We start from the raw sequence: 20,140 nt of genomic DNA, 5'->3' as shown, positions 1-20,140 counted from the left end.
TTAAAGAGTCAATATATAAAGAGGAGAGAATAACATGCTTGAAAATACGGGGTTAGTATTAGAGGGCGGCGGTATGCGTGGTGTATATACTGGTGGGATACTAGAATACTTTATGGAACAAGATTTATATTTTCCATATGTAATCGGTGTATCAGCTGGTGCTTGTCATGCAGCGTCGTATCTTTCCAGACAAAGAAATAGAAATAAAACAGTAAATATTGATTATGCATCACATCCGAAATATTTATCGTATAAAAACTTATGGAGAAAACGCCAGCTATTTGATATGGATTTTATTTTTCATGAAATTCCAGAAAAGCATGTGCCGTTTGATTTTGACACATACTTTAATAGTCCAGAGCGCTTTCTTGTAGGGACGACGGATTGTGAAACAGGACAGTCTGTTTATTTTGAAAAAGAGGGAACGAATGATGATGCACTAAATTTATTACAAGCATCTAGTTCATTACCTTTCATTGCACCGGTAGTAAATTACCGAGGTAAGCAATTGTTAGATGGCGGGATTTCTGATCCGATTCCAGTTCGTAAAGCACAGGAGGATGGATTTAAAAAATCAGTCGTTATTTTAACGAGAAACCATGGTTACGCGAAGAAAAAATCAAAGTTTGGCTGGGTGGCGGCGAAAGCTTATAAAAAGTATCCAAACCTTGTAAATACGATGCTAACTCGTTATGAAGTGTATAATGAAACACTTCATTATATTGAAAAAGAAGAGCAAGCGGGTAATTTATTTGTTATTCGACCAGAAGTGCCACTTCAAGTAGATCGTATGGAAAAGGATGCAGCAAAACTACAAAATTTATATGAGCAAGGCTATGAAGATGCAAAGAGACAATTTGCAGATTTGCAGGCGTTCTTGCAAAGTTAAAAACCTCTATATAGAGGTTTTTTATTTATAAAAAAATCCCTCTTTACGAGGGATTTTAATGTGGTAAGAATATCAATTGATAAGCGAACAAGATTCCGAATAAATACACAAGTGGGTGAACCGCACGGAATTTACCTTTTGCCACTTTCATAAGTGGGTATGAAATAAATCCAAGTGCGATACCTGTTGAGATACTTGATGTAAGTGGCATGCTTAAGATTACTAAGAATGCTGGGAATGCTTCATCAAATGCATCCCAATTGATGTGGCGAACAGAGCCCATCATAAGACTACCAACGATAATTAGTGATGGTGCAGTAATAGCTGATACACCAGAAATGGCACTTACTAATGGTCCGAAGAATGCTGCTAATGCAAATAGAACAGCTACTGTAACAGTTGTTAAACCAGTACGACCACCGGCAGCAACACCAGCAGATGATTCAATATAAGCTGTTGATGGTGTTGTTCCGAACATAGAACCGATTGTTGCTGAGAATGAGTCAGATAGAAGAGCCCGTCCTGCTTTTGGAAGCTTTCCATCTTTCATAAATCCACCTTGTTGTGCGACACCAAGTAATGTACCCGTTGTATCGAATAGTGTAACAAGGAAGAATGAGAACACAACGCCGTATAATCCGTAGTTAATTACATCAGATACAGCAGTAATTGGATTTGAAACGATAATGCCTTCTGGTAATCCAGGCATTGATGTAACACCGTTTGAGAATGTTAATTGTCCTGTAAAGAAAGCGATAATACCAGTTAATAGCATGCCGATAAATAGTGCGCCATTTACATTTAAAGACATAAGGATAATTGTAATTCCAAGGCCAGCCAATGCTAGTAGAACTGGAGCAGAATGAAGATCGCCAAGTCCAACTAAGTTTGCATCGTTTTTTGTAACGATACCTGTTAAACGTAAACCGATAAAGGCGATGAAAAGACCGATACCAGCAGTAATTGCATGTCTTAAGTTTTCAGGAATTGCTTCCATTAATTTTGTACGGAATGATGTAAATGATAACAAAATTAAAATCATACCTGCTACGAATACAGCAGAGAATGCAATTGCAAAAGTCATGCCTTCATGAGCTTTTACAACAGAATAAGAAAAGTAAGCATTTAATCCCATACCTGGTGCAATTGCGATTGGTAAGTTTGTAAAGATTGCCATAAATAATGTTCCGACAACAGCAGCGATAATTGTTGCTGTAAATGCTTGTTCAAACGGAACACCTGCATCCCCAAGGATGACAGGGTTTACGACAATAATATATGCCATTGTTAAGAAGGTAATAATACCTGCCATAATTTCAGTTTTAATAGAAGTTTTATGTTTTGAAAGGTTAAACATATAAACATCCTTTCTGTTTACGAATAATTTTCACAACAGTTATATATAATATTCGTTTTTTATCTATTTTGCAATAGTTTTGCATAAAAACTTTAGAACAATTCATATTTTGTGTCTTAAATTCGAATATTAACCTTAGAACTACGTGTAAATTACGTTTTTTATATGTAAGTAGTTTTTCATATTGTGCACATCATAAAGGAAAAGGAGCTGATTGAAAGTATGCCACAGCAAAAAAACTTTTTAACAATGCCAGCGCAGCATCAAAATAAACAGCCTGGTATTGAATCATTAATGAATCCACTTCCGCAGTTTGAAGATCCAAATTATAAGGGAAGTGAAAAGTTAAAAGGAAAGAATGTATTAATTACAGGGGGAGATAGCGGGATTGGACGAGCTGTTTCCATCGCTTTTGCGAAAGAGGGAGCAAATATTGCGATTGCTTATTTAGATGAGGAAGAAGATGCAAATGAGACGAAGCAACTTGTTGAAAAAGAAGGGGTAAAGTGTGTATTGTTGCCGGGTGATTTAAGTAATGAACAGCATTGTAAAGATATTGTGAAAGAGACTGTTGTGAAGCTAGGTAGTTTGAATATTTTAGTAAATAACGTCGCACAGCAATATCCGCAGCAAGGACTAGAGTATATTACAGCAGAGCAGCTAGAAAAAACGTTTTGTATTAATATTTTTTCTTATTTTCACGTTACGAAAGCAGCACTTTCTCATTTAAAGCAAGGGGATGGCATTATAAATACGGCGTCTATCGTTGCATATGAAGGAAATGAAACGCTGATTGATTATTCTGCAACGAAAGGAGCTATTGTAGCCTTTACAAGATCTCTTTCTCAATCGTTAGTACAAAAAGGAATTCGTGTAAATGGTGTTGCACCAGGTCCAATTTGGACACCTCTTATTCCATCGAGCTTTGATGAGAAGAAAGTCTCACAGTTTGGAAGCAATGTTCCCATGCAAAGACCTGGTCAACCATATGAATTAGCACCAGCATACGTATACTTAGCGTCTGGCGATTCATCCTATGTTACCGGGCAAATGATACATGTAAACGGGGGCGTTATCGTAAATGGATAGTTTTCATTTATAAGAGCAAAGTAAAGCTAATTGCATTTATTATGATACTAGTGCTAGGGAGGATTTAGATGAAGAAAGCATTGTTTATCGTAATCCTATTTTTCTGCCTACCAGCTAGCGCTTTTGCTACTACAGATCATTTGATTTTAGTGAATCTTACGACAAATCAGCTATCTTTTTTTGAAGATGGCAATTATACGAGAACGTTTCCAATAACGACTGGAAGAGATCGTACGCCTACGCCTGAAGGTAATTTTTGTATTATATCTAAATATAAAAATAAGGAATACCATCGTAAAAAAATAGCTGGGGGTGCGCCGAATAATCCGCTCGGTACGAGGTGGCTCGGACTAGATAAAAATGAATATGCGATTCACGGGACAAATCGAGAATGGACGATTGGAAGTAGGGAATCAAATGGTTGTATTCGCATGCATGACCGGGATATAAAATGGTTATATGACCGAGTACCATTACAGACCAAAGTAATTATTTCTCGTTTTCATACGAGTCCTGAATATGAAGCAAATAAGCTTGGTTATCGTGTTGTGAGCTGGAATGGTCGTAAAGTAGAAGAAGAACAAATTGGAATCCTTACGTTAGTAGACCGTATAAATATATATTGGCAAGAACCAAATGGGCAGTTAACAAAAGTGAAAACGGTATTGCCAAACGAAAGATATGCCGTGTATTCCAAACAAAAAGATGGAATATATTATATAGGAAACAATTTGTATATTGTAGATGAAACAGGAGAAAAAATTCGTTACGAGCAAATCCCTTCTTCAACTTTAAGTAATATATATAAACGGAAACACAATGTTCCGTAATAGCTACCGTATTATAGACGGTAGCTTATTTGTGATTAAGTGAAGCTACATTTCGCATTAATTATTAGTCTCTATTAGTCGGGATGCGCGCAAATAGCAGGATGAAAAAATGAAACAGCAACTATTATATTTTGCTGAATATAATACAGTACAGATTGGGGGCCGGTTACATTATGAAAAGTGAATTTGCATTTAAAATTTTCTTAGTAACGACCTGTTTATTTATCGTGTATTTGTACGCGTTTCTCGTCTTTTCTTTTTATGTTCCATATGTTGATTTAATATTGTTCTTCGGATTTATTTGGGCGTTTGTTAAAGCAAGAGAAGGGGAGAAGAGTATATATCGGTGCATTACCTTATGCGGGACGGTCGTTTTCGTTATTTTGTACTTGTTTATGATGCATGATTTTTGGAGGGGAATGTAAAAGCATACGATTAATCGTATGCTTTTACATCTGTTAATGATGGAAGAGAGGCAATTGCTCCGTAATTTGTACATGTGATAGCGCCTACTTTATTTGCAAATGAGATAAACGCTGTTAAATCTTTGACATGATGAGAAAGTGTTTGTTCACTTTTGGAAATTTGATATAGCATCGCTCCGACGAAAGCATCACCAGCACCAGTTGTATCGACTTGTTGAATGGAGATAGAAGGTACAATAGTTTGTCCTTCTTTTGTTGCAAGAAGGGTACCGTCTTTTCCGAGTGTAATGGCCACGGCTTTCGCACCATAACTTAATAATTTGAGTGCAGCTTGTTGTAAATCATACTCTTTAGAAAGCATAATCGCTTCTTCTTGACTTACTTTTACGAAATGTGCGTGTTTTATAAAGGTTAAGCAATCTTGAACAAATTGTTCTGTATTTGTAATGAGCGCACTTCGATAATTCGGATCAAAAGAAATAAAATGGCCATTGTCTCTTGCGTATTGTAATAATTGGAAATATGTGTCTTTTAACGGGCTTGATAGTAAAGCTGTCGCTGAACCGAAATGTATTAAATCATTCGTTTTTATTTTTGATAAATCAATGCTAGCAAAGTGATATTCACCATCCGCGCCACGCATAAAGGTAAAATCGCGCTCACCATCTTGATCGATGGATACGAATGCAAGTGTTGTTTGTTTATCTTTTAAGAGCATTGAAGTGTCAACATGAGCACGTTGTAAAGTTTGTTCAAGAAACTCACCAAATGGATCGTTTCCTACTTGTCCCATAAATGTAGCGTGTCCACCTAATTTTGTAATAGCAGCAGCGACGTTAGCGGGCGCTCCGCCAGCTTTTTTTTCGAAATCTGAACCATCTACTAAAGAAACGTTGGAATTTCGGCAAACGAAATCAATTAAGAGTTCACCTATACAAAAGACATTTCTCATACAATCCCTCTTTCCAGTTTATATTGTGTAATGGTAAATTTTAGTTTTGCATCTGAAAAGATTGCGATATGATGTTTCATGTCTTTTTGCGGGAAGACTCGTGACGTAAAGACTGTTGAACCATCGTATAAGAAAATTTCCACGATGCTTTTATCTACAAATATTTGTAGTTCTATCGTATCTTGAATATCGATTTTTTTATAGCGTTCATATCCATATTCTCCGCCAAATTGATGATAGAAGTTGCTTCTATCTATAGAAACAGTGTCTTGTTCACGATTAAATGTAATCGGGAAAGATTCCTCTTCATTATGGAAGAGAGAAAGCCCGAAGCTATTCGCATCCTTTGTTTTAAGAGTGGCAATTAATTCATATGAGTCTTCATGATCAAGTGTTGTTAATACGTGTAGTCCAGTTGTTATATCTCCTAAAACTTCTTTTTTTGCTGTTCGTAGTTTTGTTAGCTCTGAAACTGGTTTTTGTTTTAATACGTTATCTTCTAATGTTAATTCACGTGGAAGTGTTAAACAATGAGCCCACATATAATCATCAGAAGGATAGGTGATTTCACTTGATCCTGCCCAAGCAAACAATAGGCGGCGACTAGCAGAGTCTTCTAGAGTTTGAGGGGCGTAAAAATCGAATCCTTTATCAACCTCGTAATATGAATCAATATGGAAATATAAATTTTCAATATCGAAATTTCCCACTGCGTAAATGACATTGTATATATTTTGAAAACTTTCTCCATCTTTTGCAATTCCTTGAGGTGAAAAGAGGAGTACATCTTTCCCTGATAATTGGAAGTAATCGGGGCATTCCCACATAAATCCAAATTCTTTTAAGTTTGTTGTAATTTCACCTTGGAAATTCCAATTGTATAGGTCTTGTGACTTGTATAGTAATAGAGTTCCTGTTTTATTTTCGCGTTGGGCACCGAGTAACATATAATACATATCGTTATGTTTCCATACTTTTGGATCGCGTACATGTTTTGTATATCCTTCAGGAATTATATCAATAACAGGATTATTACCATATTTCGTTATCGTATATTGTGAATCCATTGCCACTATACATTGTTTTGCATCACGGGAACCATCAGCCTTTTTTATATTCCCTGTATACAGTAAATGAAGAAGTCCGTCTTTTACAATAGCGCTACCAGAATATGCGCCGTGAGACTCATAGCTTTCAGTAGGGATGATGGCTACAGGCATACGCTCCCAGTTAATAAGATCTTTTGACTTCACATGTCCCCAATGCTTCATTCCGTGAATAGGACCAAACGGATACCACTGATAAAAAACGTGATATTCATCATTGTAGTATGATACACCGTTAGGATCATTCATTAATCCAAAGGGTGGATGGATATGATAAATGGGTTTCCATGAATCTTGGTTTGCAATTTCATATAAAGAATGTAATTCTTCTTTGTTGGATTGCAGTATTGTTTTATATTTCGACATAGGTTTTCACCTCGTTATTATTTACTTTCTTTATATAAAATGAATGTGGCAACAAAAGCAGTGATAACTGCAATAGCGAAGCCAATTATATAGTGAATCATATTCATCATGCCAAGAGGTGCAACAATTGTAAGCATTGGAATACCTGTTAAACCGTATGCATTAGCGGCCACTTGCATCCAAACAACGTAAGCGCCTCCAATTGCACCGCCAATAGCTGCTGCAAGAAATGGTTTTCCAAGTTTTAAATTGACACCGAAAATAGCTGGTTCTGTAATTCCTAAAAATGCTGAAGCAGCTGCTGGAATTGCGATTTCTTTCGTCTTTTTATTTTTTGTTTTGAAATAAACGGCTAAAGTAGCTCCGCCTTGTGCAACGTTAGCCATTGACCAAATAGGAAGTAAGAAATTGACACCGATATCTTTATTGGCAAGTAATCCAGCTTCAATTGCGTGGAAGCTATGATGTAAGCCGGTAAGAACAATTGTTGAATATAATCCTCCGAATATAAGGCCAGCTACTGGTCCTGCAAATTGATAAATAGTATTTAAAAGGTACGTAATACCATCACCGATTTTATACCCAACTGGTCCGATAATAATAAGTGATAAGAATCCAGTAATAATAATTGTTAAGAACGGTGTGATTAATAAATCTAAAGAGTTCGGAACGCGTTTTCGAAGTTCTTTTTCAATTGTACTCATTACGTATACACATAATAAAATTGGTAAAACTGTACCTTGATAGCCAATCATATTAATATCCATACCAAGGAAATGTAAAACAGTTGGTTTTGCGTTTGCAAGGGTCCAAGGATTCGTTAAGCTAGGGTGCGTTAATATACCACCAATAACTGCACCAAGAAAAATATTCCCTCCAAATTCTTTAGCTGCACTAACCCCGATTAAAATAGGTAAAATAATGAAGGCCGCACTTGAGAACATATCAAGTAATTGGATGAGTGAGTGATCTCCAGGAACTAATTTAAACGCTTTCAACATTCCGAGTAAGCCCATAAGTAAACCGCTTGCGACGATAGCTGGGATAATTGGAACGAAAATATTAGATAGTGTCTTTGCTAGGCGAGCGATGGGATTCATTTTTTTCTTAGGCATATCGTTTGATGTTGTAGAATCAAGATCGGCTATTCCAATTAGTTTTGAGAATTCATCATATACTTTGTTTACTATGCCAGTTCCAAAAATAATTTGGTATTGTTCAGTCGTTGCGAAAGCACCTTTCACTCCATCGATGTTTTCTATTTCTGCCGTGTTTATTTTTGTGTCATCTTTTAGTACAAGACGAAGGCGGGTAGCGCAATGTGTAGCACGAACAATGTTTTCCTTTCCGCCAATATTTTGTAATACTTGAGTTGCAATTTGTTTCATATCCATAAAAATTCCCCCTTACTATATCCTTTGTGGAACCGGTTCCGTAAATGGTTAAAATAAAAAACAGGGAAGTGATGTAAAGAATCCTGTTTTTAAAAATGTGGAACCGGTTTTAATTTTATTATAGAGCGCCTTTAAATTTTGTCAACGCTTTCTTGAATTTTTAATGTATAACGAGAGTGCAATATTTTTGGTATGGTTTTGTTTTCAACAAGCTGTGAAAGAGAATCGGCAGCAAGCTTTCCGGCATACTCATAGTCAAACGCAATTGTCGTTAAGCTAGGGTGTACCATTTCAGAAATATCGTATCCTCCGAACCCTGTAACAGAAATATCATCTGGTACAGAAAGGGAATGGGAGTGAATGACTTTCATTGCTCCAAGAGCGATGTTATCTGTAGCACATACGATAAGAGTCGGGCGGTTATTATCTAAAATATGTTGTACTTGTTTCATTGCATCTTCTATGCGGAAAGTTGTCTCATAATAAGAAACATTACAAGTCGGTTCTAAATTTTCAATTGCTTTTTGAAAACCATTTTTTCGATTTATACCAACAGAAATATCATCTTGTTCTACCCCTAAATAGGCAATATTTCGGTGTCCTTGCGATAGTACGTATGCTCCTAACTCATAAGCGGCATCAAAATCATCGTGAACGAGGCAATATTGATCTTTATATTCTTGACCAACGAATAAAATGGGGATATTTGAATTAGCAATGATTTGCTGATGCTCGTTCGTTAAAGTTTTGGTTAATAAAATAATGCCAGCTACTTTTTGTTTTATAAAGTTTTCCATCGCTTGTATCTCAGTTTCGATTGTTTGATTTGCATTTGCTACAAGCATTTGATAATTATTTTCCTGCAACGTACTATCGATTCCAATAAGTGTTTTCATTGTAGCGAAGGAGTCTAATCGGGGGATAATAACACCAATTAAATTTGTTGTTTTTGCTTTTAAACTTTGAGCAAATGTATTGGGAGAGAAATTTGTTTCCTGAATAATACTTTCGATTTTTTGTTTTGTTTTATCACTTACATATCCGCCGTTTAAGTACCGAGAGACTGTGCTCTTTGCAACCCCAGCTAATTTGGCGATATCTGCAATTGTTTTAGCCATAGTATTCCACCTTCGTATTCATAAAAAATGTTAACTTTATTATAGGGAGAATTAGGGGTGACGTAAACAAGAAGAGGGAAAGAAAAAACCACCTCACGTATATGAGGTGGAATAATGATTAATATTTTGGCTTAAACGTATGACAACAAGTCTCTACACTCGTTGTTACAGAACTTTCTAGTGTCTCGTTTGTTAAAGCTGCGCTTGTATACGAATCATTTGCATTTTGACCAGCCTCTTGTGCATCGGGTTGAACAACGATCGCACTTGCTTGACAAAAGTTACCTTGTCCCCAAAATGAACAATTGGAAACAGAGCATTTTACTTCTGGCATAAAACCCCCTCCTTATACATTAGTGTGGGATTTTACACCCATTTCATGTGTAGAAGGAGTTTCCTTTTCTCGTTATTTCTTCGTTTGCTCAAGCCATTCTTTTAATTTGTCTTTCGGTTGTTCGCCACTAATACGGCTCACTTCTTTGCCATCTTTAAAATGAATGATTGTTGGAGTTCCTGTAATTTTATATTCATCCCAAGGAACATCTAATTTTTCAATATCCATAACTTTCATATCAACATTCAAATCTTTAGCCATTGGTACTACAATAGGGGATAACTTTTGGCAATGAACGCAAGATGTTTGATAAAAGTATACAGTTTCTTCTTTTTTCTCTTTTAAGTTCTTTTGGAGATCTGAAAGAGAGATTTTGTTTGTGTAGTAGTCAGGACCATCTGTTTGACTACTAGTAGTATTATTAAGTTTTTGACTTGTAGATGCGTTTTTTTCTTCCATTTGTGTTACAGCGAAAATTGCTGCAAACAAGGCGATAATAATACCACCAAATATAAGCATTTTTTTCATTCTTTTATCTCCTTATTTGTTTTTGATTACAATGAAGCTACAAACAGCGATTGTGATAAAGCCGATAAGTGCTAAAAACGGGATTGTCACAAAGCCGAACCAGTTTATGTATTCTCCTGTACAAGGTACACGTCCGCAAGCTGCTCCAGCAGCTGAAAATGCTGCGATTTTTTGAATTGCATAGTGATATAAAGAAATACAAGCACCAATACTTGCGATTGGTAAAGAATAACTTGCGATGCGATAGTCTTTCTTTGCTACAGCGATACCAAGCCATAAAACGAATGGATACATAAAAATACGTTGATACCAACAAAGGACACAAGGTTCAAATTTCATGATTTCGGAAAAGTATAGACTTCCTAGTGTAGCGATAAAAGAAGCTCCCCATGCGGTAAGTAAAGCATATTCTTGCTTTTTTTCTCGTCCCATATTTTATACCTCTCTTATAATAGTTACATACTAAATTATAGTATGAAGTAGTAGAGAAAAGAAAGAAAAAATATGTTTATCAATAAAAGTTTTATAAGAGGAAACTTTTATTGATATCAACATTTCAAAAAAGCGCCATTCTCATGAAGAGAATAGCGCTATATTTTACATTTGAATTTGCTCTACTTCTTCTATATGTGACTTTTGGGATGCATGGTCAATATATTGAAATAGGAGCTGCAATTGTTTATCAACTTCTGGAAGTTCTTTGCTGTATTGATAAGCGTGTAAAAAATGCTCGATACGCTTAGAAAATAATTGATCGTTCGTTTGAACCATGAGAACGAGTAATTTATCCCAATTACAACAATACGTGTAATAGAGAGCTTTATCATAGTCGTTATATGTTTGCACTGTGTACCCTCCTTACTGAGGAGTTATATATAGTGTGTGACAAGTAAGGAGAAATACACTTGAAAGAATTTGTTAAGAAAAAAAGTGAATGAAAAGAAAAAACGAGGTGTTTCCTCGTTTTTTAAGCTTTTGGCATTGGTGTAGGTGTCGGTTTTGCGTATCCTTCTTTGTACTTATTATCAATATAGTTGCGAATTTCGAGCGTTGATTTTCCTTTTTGTTTCATGGAAGCAGATTCAACCGCGATTTCTAGGCAATTGGCACAAGTCGTTGCGTGGGAATCCCAAACAACTTCACCATTCTTTTTAATTTCACGAATAAAGCAGTTTTTATTATTTTTATGTCCTACACTTTCACCGCAACCGCAGTAACATGGAATCCAATCTAATAGTTCCGCATTTTGTCCAGCGACAGTGTAGATATCCTTCATTTGTGGATCAAGCTTGTCTAGGAAAGTTGGGAGTGTGTCGACTCCTTTTGTTTTTTCTTGAATGTCAGCTTGCTGAGTATGCAATGCATGGTCATGCTCTTCTTTTGATTCAGAAGATTTTTTTTCGTTTGTACCAGTGCTGCCGCATCCAGCAAGAAGTAAGCTCAGTACTGCAAGTAAAGAAAATACATACTTTTTCATTCGCTTGTCCCCTTTACAAATGTATTAATCAAATTGTATCAAATATCATGGTGTGTCGGGTGAAGATTTTTTCGACTGATCTTTGAAGCGCCACCGTAGTGAATGGATGAGAAATAAAATTGGGATATAAGCGTATACAATATATAAGCCGGCCTGAGAAAGTACGGTATTTAATGTATTAATGCTTTCTCTGTTTGTGAAAAACAGAGATGAAATAAATATAGTCGCAATAAAAAGTGGTAATGTGATGTTAAATGGTATGTGAAAAGAGTATTTACTAATACGACAAGAAGACCAAATGGTTAAACAAAGGTTAGGTAAAATAATAAGAAACCAGATGAAAATAATAATGTATTCAAATCGCTGAATGAATGGGACTTTAATAATTTTTAGCATCGTTAAAGTAGGCCAAATTGTATGATGTAGTTGCCCATGACTATAGTACATAAGGGAAACGATTGCTAGTACGACATATAAAATAGTTGTAAAAGCAATACCACCATGTGCCCATTTATGTAGTGATTTTCCTTTTTTAATAAGTGGGTAAAAGATAAGGATTGCTTCAAAGCCAAGAAATTCTAATGCAGATGCTTTCGCTGAATATAGAATGTCTGCAGGCGAATGGGTGAGAATCGGTAAAATATTACGGACATGTGCATATTTCATAGGGAAAAATAAGAAAAATAGTACGAAAATCGGTATTACGACGCCCCAAAAACAAATTCCTGTTACAGAGCGGAATCCACCTTTTATGACGTAATACATTACGAGTAAAAATAATAACGTTAGTTTCCATGGTTTAATTGTAGGAAAGACCCATACTTGAATGACTTCAATATATGTACGAAGCACAGTAAGGCAAAATAATAGAAGATATGCGGCAAAGCACATAGACAAGAAAGTTCCAAACCATTTTCCGAAACATGTCGCATGAATGGTCATTAAATCATTATCTTTATCTAACATTTTTAACATACAAAACAATACGATATGAGTTAAAACACCCGCAACAATAAGGGAAATCCAAGAATCATAACCAGCATATTGTGCAATAACTCGTTGGTATCCTAACACGCCTACTCCAATTTGAAGCGAGTGTAATAAAAGAAATGTGAAATAAGGGGAAACAGTAATTGTTTTATTTTGTTCAGCCATTGTAACACCTCACTATTCTCCGATACCAGATTGCACGACATTGATTTGTACATGAACAGCAACATCTACATTAGGGTACATGTCTTGAATTTGTTTTATCGTCCATTTTCTCGAATGACTACGAATTTCTTCCCGTATACCTATTGGATCGAGCTCTTTTTCTTGGAATTGTTTTATTAGTTCGTTTAAATGTTTTTCAACTGTTTTTTCTACATGTTTTTTTATGTAATTTATATCTTCGTTCTTCGCTAAGTCAAGCCAGCTCGGAGCGTTTTTTATGAGTCCATTTAATTTTAGATGAATATGAACTTTTGGCATGTTACCAGTATCGGAAAGATAGCAAACGCTCTTTCCAGATAAGTTTTGAGTGGCGATTAATCCTTTATGGTTACCTTGCTGTATTGGAACTTCGTAACGACCATTTTTAGTTGGATTAATAAGTAATTTGAATAAAAAAGAGCCTTTTTTATCTGTGTACATAACTACTTTATCCTTTTTTAAAAAAGCGAGTCCTTTAATAGAAGCGGATTGATCTTCATCAACCTTAATATAAGGAAGAAATGGATCGCATCCTGATGAATAAAAGTTATATAAAAAAATATTTAAAGCAGTCCGTGGAATCGTTTCGCTTTCTATGTTTTGCTCAAGTAAGTCTGATAGATATAGTGATCCATTTGTTTTAACATGTTTGAGTAGCTTTTCTGTGGAACCGTCTACAAGTGCTAGTTGAACATCCCGCCCAATATTAGAATCACGTTGCAAATTATTTATAATATCGCCAATTCCATGTTCACCAAAGGATTTTCCGAAAAGCACAACACGCATTTGACCTACAGCGATAGTATGAGGCGATTTTGCATTAAGTCGTGAAGAGATTGTTTCAATCGTGCCAGCAGTAGTTGATTGGGTTTGTGGCTTTGATTGCACGCCTTTTGTGTAATCGGGATAGAGGATCGTCCCGCGAAATTGTTTGTCTTTCGTTATATCGAATCCGCCCACATGAATAATCCGCTGCGTATCTACTATGTTCGATTGTGTACAGCCCGATTGGAAAAGAATAATGATAATGGCAAAGCATAGTAAAATATTTTTCATTTCTTTTCACCATCACGTTTCCCTTTTGCATTGTTTGGATCATAGCGCCATTTCTTTTTCGGTCTCAGAAAAGAGGCACGTCCGGCAGTTTGACTAAATGGTAAGCGAAGGAGTCCTTCTGCTGTTCCTAAACCTCGAAATGGGTATAAAGGTAATAAATAAGGTGATCCAAGTGATTTTAAGCGAATTAAATGGGCTAATATGAATACGAATCCGACAATGAGACCTAGACCACCAAATGCTCCAGCTAAAATGATGAGAGGAAATCGTAATATCCGGATAGTGGAAGACATTTTTACTGTTGGTGTTGTAAAAGACGCAAGTGCAGATAACGCAACCGCAATTAATAAAATAGTGCTCGTTAAAGCAGCTTCAACAGATGCTTGTCCAATTACGATTCCTCCAACAATACCAATCGTTTGTCCAACTTTAGTCGGTAAGCGTGCTCCGGCTTCACGAAGCAATTCAATTGTAATTTCTAAAAAAAGCGCCTCTAAAACAGGTGGAAATGGTACGTTAGCTCTAGAATAAATAATAGGACCAAGTAAATCGGCTGGGATCATTTGATAGTGATACGTTAATACAGCTGTGTAAATAGCTGAAGAGAATAAAGAGAATGCAGCTCCAAAAAAACGAACTATTCTAAGAAATGAGCCTGCTATCCATGGTAAATAATAATCTTCTGGAGAGACGAAGAAATCGAGTAACGTCACCGGTCCGGCTAATGCGTAAGGTGAACCGTCTGTTAAAATGACAATGCCTCCATTAATTAATGCGTACACGGAGCGATCTAACCGCTCTGTAGGTAGCAAAACAGGGAAGGGTGAGTTACTGTTATCGCTAATAAACTGTTCAATCATAGTTGCATCAAAAGGAACATCAAAGTCAATGTCTTGTAGGCGCTGCATTGCAGTATTGACGTGTTGTTCATTTGTAATGCCTTCAATGTAAGCAACTACGACCTTTGTTTTTGATATAGAGCCAACTACAACTTCTTTGAAAACTAATTGCTCCATTACAATATTTCGGCGAAGTAAGTGTGTATTTGTATCAATATTTTCAACAAATCCGACTTTTGGACCGATTACACTATATTCATTTTCGGTATCGTTATATAATCGTGTACCTAAAACTGAACTTTCAGCACGAATAAGTGCATATTCTGCTGCTTGAGAATCATTTTTTATCTGTATGAGTACATACCCACCTAATAATTTTTCACGAATATCATCAATAGAAGGATTGGTGATGATCTCTTCGAGTGTGACGATATTTGCTATGTCACTTATATTTTCAATGTGATCTAATTGTCTTTTTATAGGTGTTAAAATGAATCGATTAATGAGGAGTGATTCAGCTGTAGATTTATAATAAAACAAACATAACGTCCCATCTTCTACGATGTTATAAGAAACGAAATCACTAGATTCTTTCATAGTGTGGATAAACTCCGGAATGGAACAGATTGTTTTTTTCTTCTTTTTAGACGATATATGAAACATTTTCTCACCCCTTACTACATCATTTGCTTATGTTAGTTTTTGGGAAAGAGGGGAATTTATACTTGAAAATTGAAAGTTCATAAAGAAAAGGAAGAGTATTAAATACCTCTTCCTTTTGGGTACGCTAATTTGTTTTCTTTTCTTTAATAGACTTCACTAATTTCATCATTTCTGCTCGTATATCTTCTTTTTTCACATTTAATTTTTCTGCAATTTGTTTAATGTCCATCCCATCTTTTTTCATTTTCAGTACATCATCGAGAGGGGTATTACTTTTTTGAGAGATGATTGTTAATACCGTGAGCTGACGTAAGCCGATATTATACTCCTTCATTTTTTGTTTTAGTACATCTGGTGTGGATTTTTGCATATTTGCTAACTCTTGTAGCAATGCTTTTTTTGTTTCCTTATTCATATGATGCTTTTTCAATTTATTTGGGTCTACACCGAAATGCTTTGCTGTTTTCTCCCAAGATTTATTTTGCTTATAGTAAGCTAAAACATCCTTAATTTCTTTTTTACTGATTCTTGCAATATGGACAGCTTTCCAAATTTCATGTTTGTTATAGCCGAGTTTTTCGAGCGACTGCATTTCTTCTTCTGAAATTAGTTTATGATGGTGCATCGTCACTTCTTTTGGCGTGGCAGCGGAAGTAGGGAAGGTAGATACCCCGCTCAATAATGCTACTATAGTCATACTTACTGCGATTTTTTTGTACATGTAAACTCCTCCTAGATGGATAATGTGGAAAACTTTACACATATCATTTCCATAAAATGTGAAAAACTTGTGAACAAGCTAAGTTTTTTTATTCACAGTAGAAAAAGAAGTTTTTATATGTTTTCCAACATAAAACATTGATTAATAGTGAAAAACTAGGTTATAATCGAAATTGAAAATCAATATCAATAATAAACTTATACATATAGATAAAAAATAAGGGAGAGAAACATATGACTACATATACTTCCATCGCAAATGTTATTAAAGAAAGACGTTCTGTTCGTACATTTACAGATAAAGCGGTAGACAAAGAATTATTAATTGAACTATTAAACGACGCAACGTGGGCACCAAATCATAAACATCGTGAGCCATGGAATTGTAAATTATATATTGGGGATGGCCGTCAGAAATTAGTAGACGCAGTATTAAACTCTTTCACAGAAGAAGAAAGAGCGAAACGCGGTAAAATTTTATCAGATCGTTTCTTAAGCACGCCCGCACAAATCGTTGTTTACATGAATGAAGATCCACGTCAAATTCAACGTGATGAAGATTACGCTGCAACATGTGCATTTATGCAAAACTTCCAATTACTAGCTTGGGAACGTGGCTTAGGTTGTGTTTGGAAATCAGGCGGATTAAACTACAATCCATTATTTATAGAAGGAATTGGTTTAACAAGAGGCCAACGCATCGTTGGAATTCTTCACCTCGGCTATTTCGATAAAGCACCAGAAGGCAAAGCTCGTACGCCGATTACGGAGAAGATGGAGATTATTGAGGGTTAATAGATGAGACATTCTTGTTGTTACGGGGATGTCTTTTTATTATGTAATCAATCCTCATGAAAGCTTGTTCCTCATCATACACTTTCTTAAGGGAAAGTGTAAGGAGGGAAAATAATGAGAGCAAGTGACGATAAAGCACTGCAATATGCGATTGCGGAAATTACGGAAATTGCGACTGGATTTGGGCTTGATTTTTATCCGATGCGTTATGAAATCTGCCCAGCGGAAATTATTTATACATTTGGTGCATATGGGATGCCGACGAGGTTTTCACATTGGAGTTTTGGAAAGCAATTTTTCAGAATGAAATTACAATACGATTTAGGACTTAGTAAAATATACGAACTCGTTATTAACTCAGATCCATGTTACGCCTTTTTATTAGATACGAACTCCTTAATTCAAAATAAATTAATCGTGGCGCACGTTTTAGCACACTGTGACTTCTTCAAAAATAATATTCGTTTTTCAAATACGAAGCGAGATATGGTAGAGAGTATGGCGGCAACAGCGGACCGTGTGAAAGCATATGAGCATAAGTACGGAAAAGAAGAGGTAGAAACGTTTTTAGATGCCGTACTCGCTATTCAAGAACATATTGATCCATCTCTTATGCGTCCGAAACTCGCGTGGAGTATTGATGATTTAGAAGAGGAAGAAGTGGAAAAGAAAAAAGTATCACAATATGATGATTTATGGAATTTAGATAACCGAAATAAAAAGCAGGAACGCTCTAATATACGTAAAAAGAAGAAAATTCCGCCGCAACCAGAGAAAGATTTGCTCCTCTTTATTGAAGAATATAGCCGTGAGTTAGAAGATTGGCAGCGCGACATATTAACGATGATGCGTGAGGAAATGTTATATTTCTGGCCACAGCTTGAAACAAAAATTATGAACGAAGGCTGGGCGTCCTTCTGGCACCAACGCATACTTCGCGAAATGGACTTAACATCTGATGAAGCAATTGAATTTGCAAAATTAAATGCGGGCGTAGTTCAGCCGTCAAAAACAAGCATTAATCCATACTACCTCGGTATTAAAATGTTTGAGGATATTGAAGAACGCTACAACAACCCGACAGAAGAAATGAAACGACGCGGTGTGAAGCCAGGATCTGGTCGTGACAAAATCTTTGAAGTGCGCGAAATTGAATGGGACGTATCGTTCCTAAGAAACTACTTAAATAAAGAACTCGTCATGCGAGAAGATATGTACTTATTCCAGCGCCAAGGAAAAGAATATAAAGTAATAGATAAAGAGTGGAAACATGTACGTGATCAGCTCGTAAATATGCGTACAAATGGAGGTTTCCCGTACTTAGTAGTAGAAGATGGTGACTACTTAAAGAATGGGGAATTGTACATTAAACATAGCTATGAAGGAATCGAGCTAGATTTAAAATACTTAGAAAAAGTATTGCCGTATCTTCATCAGTTATGGGGAAGAACGGTGCATATGGAGTCGATCGTGGAAAGTAAGGGTGTTGTGTTCTCTTATGATGGGAAGATGGTGCATCGGAAGTATGTGTGATGTAATAAAAAGAACGGACAAAGAATTTCTTGTCCGTTCTTTTTATTTGGAAAATGGTAAATATGCTATTCTTGAAGAGAGGGAGTTACATAGAGAAATGGAGCGATTCAAATGAGCAAAGTAGGGGTATGTAAGGTGGATATTACGCCGCCTTTAGGTATTGATTTTATCGGATATCATAGAGAAACAGGGATTCATCATATTGAAGAGCGTATTTACGGGACAATCTTTGTATTTGAAAAAGATGAAGTGAAGACGGTGTTTATAAGCATTGATAATATTGGGATGTTAGTAGAAGATACGAATATTATTCGTGAACGAGTAGCTAGTGAGCTTCATGTACCATTTGAGCGAATAACAGTTGTTTATACACATACACACTCTGGTCCGGAAACGGTCGGTGATCATCCTTTAATAAAGTCTTATAAAACGATTTTATTAAATAATGTAGTGCAGGGTGCTGTTACTGCGAATAACAAATTGAAGCTATGTGAAGTTGGCTGGGGTGTTACGATAGGTGAAATTGGAGTAAATCGAAGAGAGAGAACATCTGATGGAAAAGCGAAGATGGGAACAAATATAGAGGGTGTTGTAGATAACCGAATTGGTATGTTAGCAATAAGAGATGCTGAAACGAAGGAGCTGTCTGGGATTGTAGTATTTTGTACTGCTCATCCGAATGTTTTAAAAGGTGATAGTGATGTATTATCAGCGGACTATCCTGGAATGACGAGAGAGATTCTTGAAAAAATATTAAACTGTCATGTTATTATTGTTCAAGGTGCCGCTGGAAACGTGAATGCGAAGTATCGCGGTTCAAGGGAAGCATTAAAACAAATGGCTTACATGCTTAGTGGACATGTATTAACGATGTTACCAACAGTTACATATAGCCCAATTTTAAATTTAAGAACGATTTCGAGTACGATGCAAATGAGGTTGAAAGATATTCCTGAAATTGATGAGATACGAAGCATGGCTCAATTAGCTGAGAAGCAGTGGGGTGTGAATACTGATGAATGGTTTACTATCGTTTTAGAGAAATATAAGCAAAATATTCGACAGTTAAGTATCGATTTAGAAATTCAATTGGTGCAAATTAATGACGGTATGTTTTCTGGCATACCGATGGAACCTTTTTCAGAAACTGCTTTAGAAATGAAAGAGGGCCTTCAAAATGAACTAGCTTTCTTTGGTGGCTATACGAATGGATATATTGGTTATTTACCGACAAAAGACGAGTATGCATATGGTGGATATGAAGTGGAGTTGAATCCTGTTGTGTATGGACCTGTTACAAATTTGTTGATGCCACCGGAAGAGGACACAGCGGATTTAATCGTACAGAAAGTTATAGAACGAAACAAAAAAGAACTTAGCGATATCTAAGTTCTTTTTTGTTTCGAATTTGTGAACGAAAGAGATATGTATTGAAAATAATTTTTTTATATTTTATTATATACCCATACGGGTAT

Annotated in this window: 21 protein-coding genes; 7 read left to right on the top strand and 14 right to left on the bottom strand. The window is 36.0% G+C overall.

Features of this window, described 5'->3' with window-relative positions; translation table 11 throughout:
• The first annotated feature begins 34 nt into the window (after positions 1 to 34).
• Positions 35 to 889: a patatin-like phospholipase family protein gene (locus tag ACQKNR_RS18500; protein WP_427319439.1), complete on the top strand. Its 855-nt coding sequence runs from the start codon at positions 35 to 37 to the stop codon at positions 887 to 889.
• A gap of 55 nt (positions 890 to 944) precedes the next feature.
• Here the strand turns inward: ACQKNR_RS18500 and ACQKNR_RS18495 are convergent, their stop codons facing one another.
• The gene (locus tag ACQKNR_RS18495) at positions 945 to 2,246 is read right to left on the bottom strand and encodes an NCS2 family permease (protein ID WP_427319437.1); all 1,302 of its coding nucleotides are present in this window, start codon (positions 2,244 to 2,246) and stop codon (positions 945 to 947) included.
• 222 nt (positions 2,247 to 2,468) lie between these two features.
• On the opposite strand from ACQKNR_RS18495, the gene ACQKNR_RS18490 reads away from it, so the two are divergent.
• The 3 genes from ACQKNR_RS18490 (at position 2,469) to ACQKNR_RS18480 (ending at position 4,590) form a co-directional block, all read left to right on the top strand.
• Entirely contained in the window at positions 2,469 to 3,335 is an 867-nt protein-coding gene (locus ACQKNR_RS18490) for an SDR family oxidoreductase (RefSeq protein WP_427319435.1), read from the top strand.
• A 68-nt stretch (positions 3,336 to 3,403) separates the two neighbouring features.
• On the top strand, positions 3,404 to 4,165 hold the full coding sequence (locus tag ACQKNR_RS18485) for a L,D-transpeptidase (RefSeq protein WP_427319433.1): 762 nt from the start codon (positions 3,404 to 3,406) through the stop codon (positions 4,163 to 4,165).
• Positions 4,166 to 4,338: 173 nt separating this feature from the next.
• Positions 4,339 to 4,590 (top strand): hypothetical protein, encoded by a 252-nt coding sequence (locus ACQKNR_RS18480; protein ID WP_427319431.1) that lies wholly within the window; start codon positions 4,339 to 4,341, stop codon positions 4,588 to 4,590.
• A gap of 10 nt (positions 4,591 to 4,600) precedes the next feature.
• Here ACQKNR_RS18480 and ACQKNR_RS18475 read toward each other — a convergent pair whose 3' ends face one another.
• The 13 genes from ACQKNR_RS18475 to ACQKNR_RS18415 form a co-directional block, all read right to left on the bottom strand.
• A complete protein-coding gene (locus tag ACQKNR_RS18475) occupies positions 4,601 to 5,542 on the bottom strand; it encodes a carbohydrate kinase family protein (RefSeq protein ID WP_427319429.1) in 942 nt (313 codons plus the stop codon).
• Entirely contained in the window at positions 5,539 to 7,014 is a 1,476-nt protein-coding gene (locus ACQKNR_RS18470) for a glycoside hydrolase family 32 protein (RefSeq protein WP_427319427.1), read from the bottom strand. Before ACQKNR_RS18470 ends, ACQKNR_RS18475 begins: the two co-directional genes overlap by 4 nt.
• Before the next feature lie 17 nt (positions 7,015 to 7,031).
• The gene (locus ACQKNR_RS18465; RefSeq protein WP_427319425.1) at positions 7,032 to 8,408 is read right to left on the bottom strand and encodes a sucrose-specific PTS transporter subunit IIBC; all 1,377 of its coding nucleotides are present in this window, start codon (positions 8,406 to 8,408) and stop codon (positions 7,032 to 7,034) included.
• A gap of 131 nt (positions 8,409 to 8,539) precedes the next feature.
• Positions 8,540 to 9,526, bottom strand: coding sequence for a LacI family DNA-binding transcriptional regulator (locus ACQKNR_RS18460; RefSeq protein ID WP_427319423.1), 987 nt, complete (start codon positions 9,524 to 9,526; stop codon positions 8,540 to 8,542).
• A 118-nt stretch (positions 9,527 to 9,644) separates the two neighbouring features.
• Positions 9,645 to 9,860 (bottom strand): DUF1540 domain-containing protein, encoded by a 216-nt coding sequence (locus ACQKNR_RS18455; RefSeq protein ID WP_427319421.1) that lies wholly within the window; start codon positions 9,858 to 9,860, stop codon positions 9,645 to 9,647.
• Between the two features lie 72 nt (positions 9,861 to 9,932).
• The gene (locus ACQKNR_RS18450) at positions 9,933 to 10,388 is read right to left on the bottom strand and encodes a thioredoxin family protein (RefSeq protein WP_427319419.1); all 456 of its coding nucleotides are present in this window, start codon (positions 10,386 to 10,388) and stop codon (positions 9,933 to 9,935) included.
• Between the two features lie 12 nt (positions 10,389 to 10,400).
• Positions 10,401 to 10,820, bottom strand: a complete 420-nt coding sequence (locus ACQKNR_RS18445) for a disulfide oxidoreductase (protein WP_097935884.1) — start codon at positions 10,818 to 10,820, stop codon at positions 10,401 to 10,403.
• A gap of 165 nt (positions 10,821 to 10,985) precedes the next feature.
• Positions 10,986 to 11,234 (bottom strand): YhdB family protein, encoded by a 249-nt coding sequence (locus ACQKNR_RS18440; protein ID WP_001195458.1) that lies wholly within the window; start codon positions 11,232 to 11,234, stop codon positions 10,986 to 10,988.
• 121 nt (positions 11,235 to 11,355) lie between these two features.
• Positions 11,356 to 11,865 carry a PCYCGC motif-containing (lipo)protein gene (locus ACQKNR_RS18435; RefSeq protein ID WP_427319417.1) on the bottom strand — a complete coding sequence of 170 codons (510 nt, stop codon included), beginning with the start codon at positions 11,863 to 11,865 and terminating at the stop codon, positions 11,356 to 11,358.
• A 45-nt stretch (positions 11,866 to 11,910) separates the two neighbouring features.
• Positions 11,911 to 13,020: a GerAB/ArcD/ProY family transporter gene (locus ACQKNR_RS18430; protein ID WP_427319416.1), complete on the bottom strand. Its 1,110-nt coding sequence runs from the start codon at positions 13,018 to 13,020 to the stop codon at positions 11,911 to 11,913.
• 12 nt (positions 13,021 to 13,032) lie between these two features.
• Complete coding sequence (locus ACQKNR_RS18425; protein ID WP_427319414.1) at positions 13,033 to 14,115, bottom strand: Ger(x)C family spore germination protein; 1,083 nt, start codon at positions 14,113 to 14,115, stop codon at positions 13,033 to 13,035.
• Positions 14,112 to 15,617 (bottom strand): spore germination protein, encoded by a 1,506-nt coding sequence (locus ACQKNR_RS18420; RefSeq protein WP_427319412.1) that lies wholly within the window; start codon positions 15,615 to 15,617, stop codon positions 14,112 to 14,114. Before ACQKNR_RS18420 ends, ACQKNR_RS18425 begins: the two co-directional genes overlap by 4 nt.
• A gap of 124 nt (positions 15,618 to 15,741) precedes the next feature.
• Positions 15,742 to 16,338: a hypothetical protein gene (locus ACQKNR_RS18415; protein ID WP_427319410.1), complete on the bottom strand. Its 597-nt coding sequence runs from the start codon at positions 16,336 to 16,338 to the stop codon at positions 15,742 to 15,744.
• A 233-nt stretch (positions 16,339 to 16,571) separates the two neighbouring features.
• Between ACQKNR_RS18415 and ACQKNR_RS18410 the strand changes: the two genes are divergently transcribed.
• The 3 genes from ACQKNR_RS18410 (at position 16,572) to ACQKNR_RS18400 (ending at position 20,054) form a co-directional block, all read left to right on the top strand.
• Positions 16,572 to 17,132, top strand: coding sequence for a nitroreductase family protein (locus tag ACQKNR_RS18410; protein WP_427319408.1), 561 nt, complete (start codon positions 16,572 to 16,574; stop codon positions 17,130 to 17,132).
• Positions 17,133 to 17,246: 114 nt separating this feature from the next.
• Positions 17,247 to 18,665 carry a stage V sporulation protein SpoVR gene (spoVR, locus tag ACQKNR_RS18405; RefSeq protein ID WP_427319406.1) on the top strand — a complete coding sequence of 473 codons (1,419 nt, stop codon included), beginning with the start codon at positions 17,247 to 17,249 and terminating at the stop codon, positions 18,663 to 18,665.
• A gap of 111 nt (positions 18,666 to 18,776) precedes the next feature.
• The gene (locus ACQKNR_RS18400) at positions 18,777 to 20,054 is read left to right on the top strand and encodes a neutral/alkaline non-lysosomal ceramidase N-terminal domain-containing protein (protein ID WP_427319404.1); all 1,278 of its coding nucleotides are present in this window, start codon (positions 18,777 to 18,779) and stop codon (positions 20,052 to 20,054) included.
• Positions 20,055 to 20,140: the final 86 nt, after the last annotated feature.

It is taken from the genome of Bacillus sp. NPDC094077 (genome assembly GCF_050279465.1).
Lineage (GTDB): Bacteria > Bacillota > Bacilli > Bacillales > Bacillaceae_G > Bacillus_A.
Note: the sequence above shows the minus strand (reverse complement) of the source record. Positions and strands in the feature narration are given on the sequence as shown.

Coding starts and splice junctions, on each gene's coding strand:
- ACQKNR_RS18450 (WP_427319419.1), bottom strand. CDS start 10,388: ATGAAAAAAATGCTTATATTTGGTGGTATTATTATCGCCTTGTTTGCA.
- ACQKNR_RS18470 (WP_427319427.1), bottom strand. CDS start 7,014: ATGTCGAAATATAAAACAATACTGCAATCCAACAAAGAAGAATTACAT.
- ACQKNR_RS18455 (WP_427319421.1), bottom strand. CDS start 9,860: ATGCCAGAAGTAAAATGCTCTGTTTCCAATTGTTCATTTTGGGGACAA.
- ACQKNR_RS18495 (WP_427319437.1), bottom strand. CDS start 2,246: ATGTTTAACCTTTCAAAACATAAAACTTCTATTAAAACTGAAATTATG.
- ACQKNR_RS18500 (WP_427319439.1), top strand. CDS start 35: ATGCTTGAAAATACGGGGTTAGTATTAGAGGGCGGCGGTATGCGTGGT.
- ACQKNR_RS18475 (WP_427319429.1), bottom strand. CDS start 5,542: ATGAGAAATGTCTTTTGTATAGGTGAACTCTTAATTGATTTCGTTTGC.
- ACQKNR_RS18460 (WP_427319423.1), bottom strand. CDS start 9,526: ATGGCTAAAACAATTGCAGATATCGCCAAATTAGCTGGGGTTGCAAAG.
- ACQKNR_RS18420 (WP_427319412.1), bottom strand. CDS start 15,617: ATGTTTCATATATCGTCTAAAAAGAAGAAAAAAACAATCTGTTCCATT.
- ACQKNR_RS18415 (WP_427319410.1), bottom strand. CDS start 16,338: ATGTACAAAAAAATCGCAGTAAGTATGACTATAGTAGCATTATTGAGC.
- ACQKNR_RS18490 (WP_427319435.1), top strand. CDS start 2,469: ATGCCACAGCAAAAAAACTTTTTAACAATGCCAGCGCAGCATCAAAAT.
- spoVR (WP_427319406.1), top strand. CDS start 17,247: ATGAGAGCAAGTGACGATAAAGCACTGCAATATGCGATTGCGGAAATT.
- ACQKNR_RS18485 (WP_427319433.1), top strand. CDS start 3,404: ATGAAGAAAGCATTGTTTATCGTAATCCTATTTTTCTGCCTACCAGCT.
- ACQKNR_RS18465 (WP_427319425.1), bottom strand. CDS start 8,408: ATGGATATGAAACAAATTGCAACTCAAGTATTACAAAATATTGGCGGA.
- ACQKNR_RS18435 (WP_427319417.1), bottom strand. CDS start 11,865: ATGAAAAAGTATGTATTTTCTTTACTTGCAGTACTGAGCTTACTTCTT.
- ACQKNR_RS18430 (WP_427319416.1), bottom strand. CDS start 13,020: ATGGCTGAACAAAATAAAACAATTACTGTTTCCCCTTATTTCACATTT.
- ACQKNR_RS18425 (WP_427319414.1), bottom strand. CDS start 14,115: ATGAAAAATATTTTACTATGCTTTGCCATTATCATTATTCTTTTCCAA.
- ACQKNR_RS18400 (WP_427319404.1), top strand. CDS start 18,777: ATGAGCAAAGTAGGGGTATGTAAGGTGGATATTACGCCGCCTTTAGGT.
- ACQKNR_RS18410 (WP_427319408.1), top strand. CDS start 16,572: ATGACTACATATACTTCCATCGCAAATGTTATTAAAGAAAGACGTTCT.
- ACQKNR_RS18445 (WP_097935884.1), bottom strand. CDS start 10,820: ATGGGACGAGAAAAAAAGCAAGAATATGCTTTACTTACCGCATGGGGA.
- ACQKNR_RS18480 (WP_427319431.1), top strand. CDS start 4,339: ATGAAAAGTGAATTTGCATTTAAAATTTTCTTAGTAACGACCTGTTTA.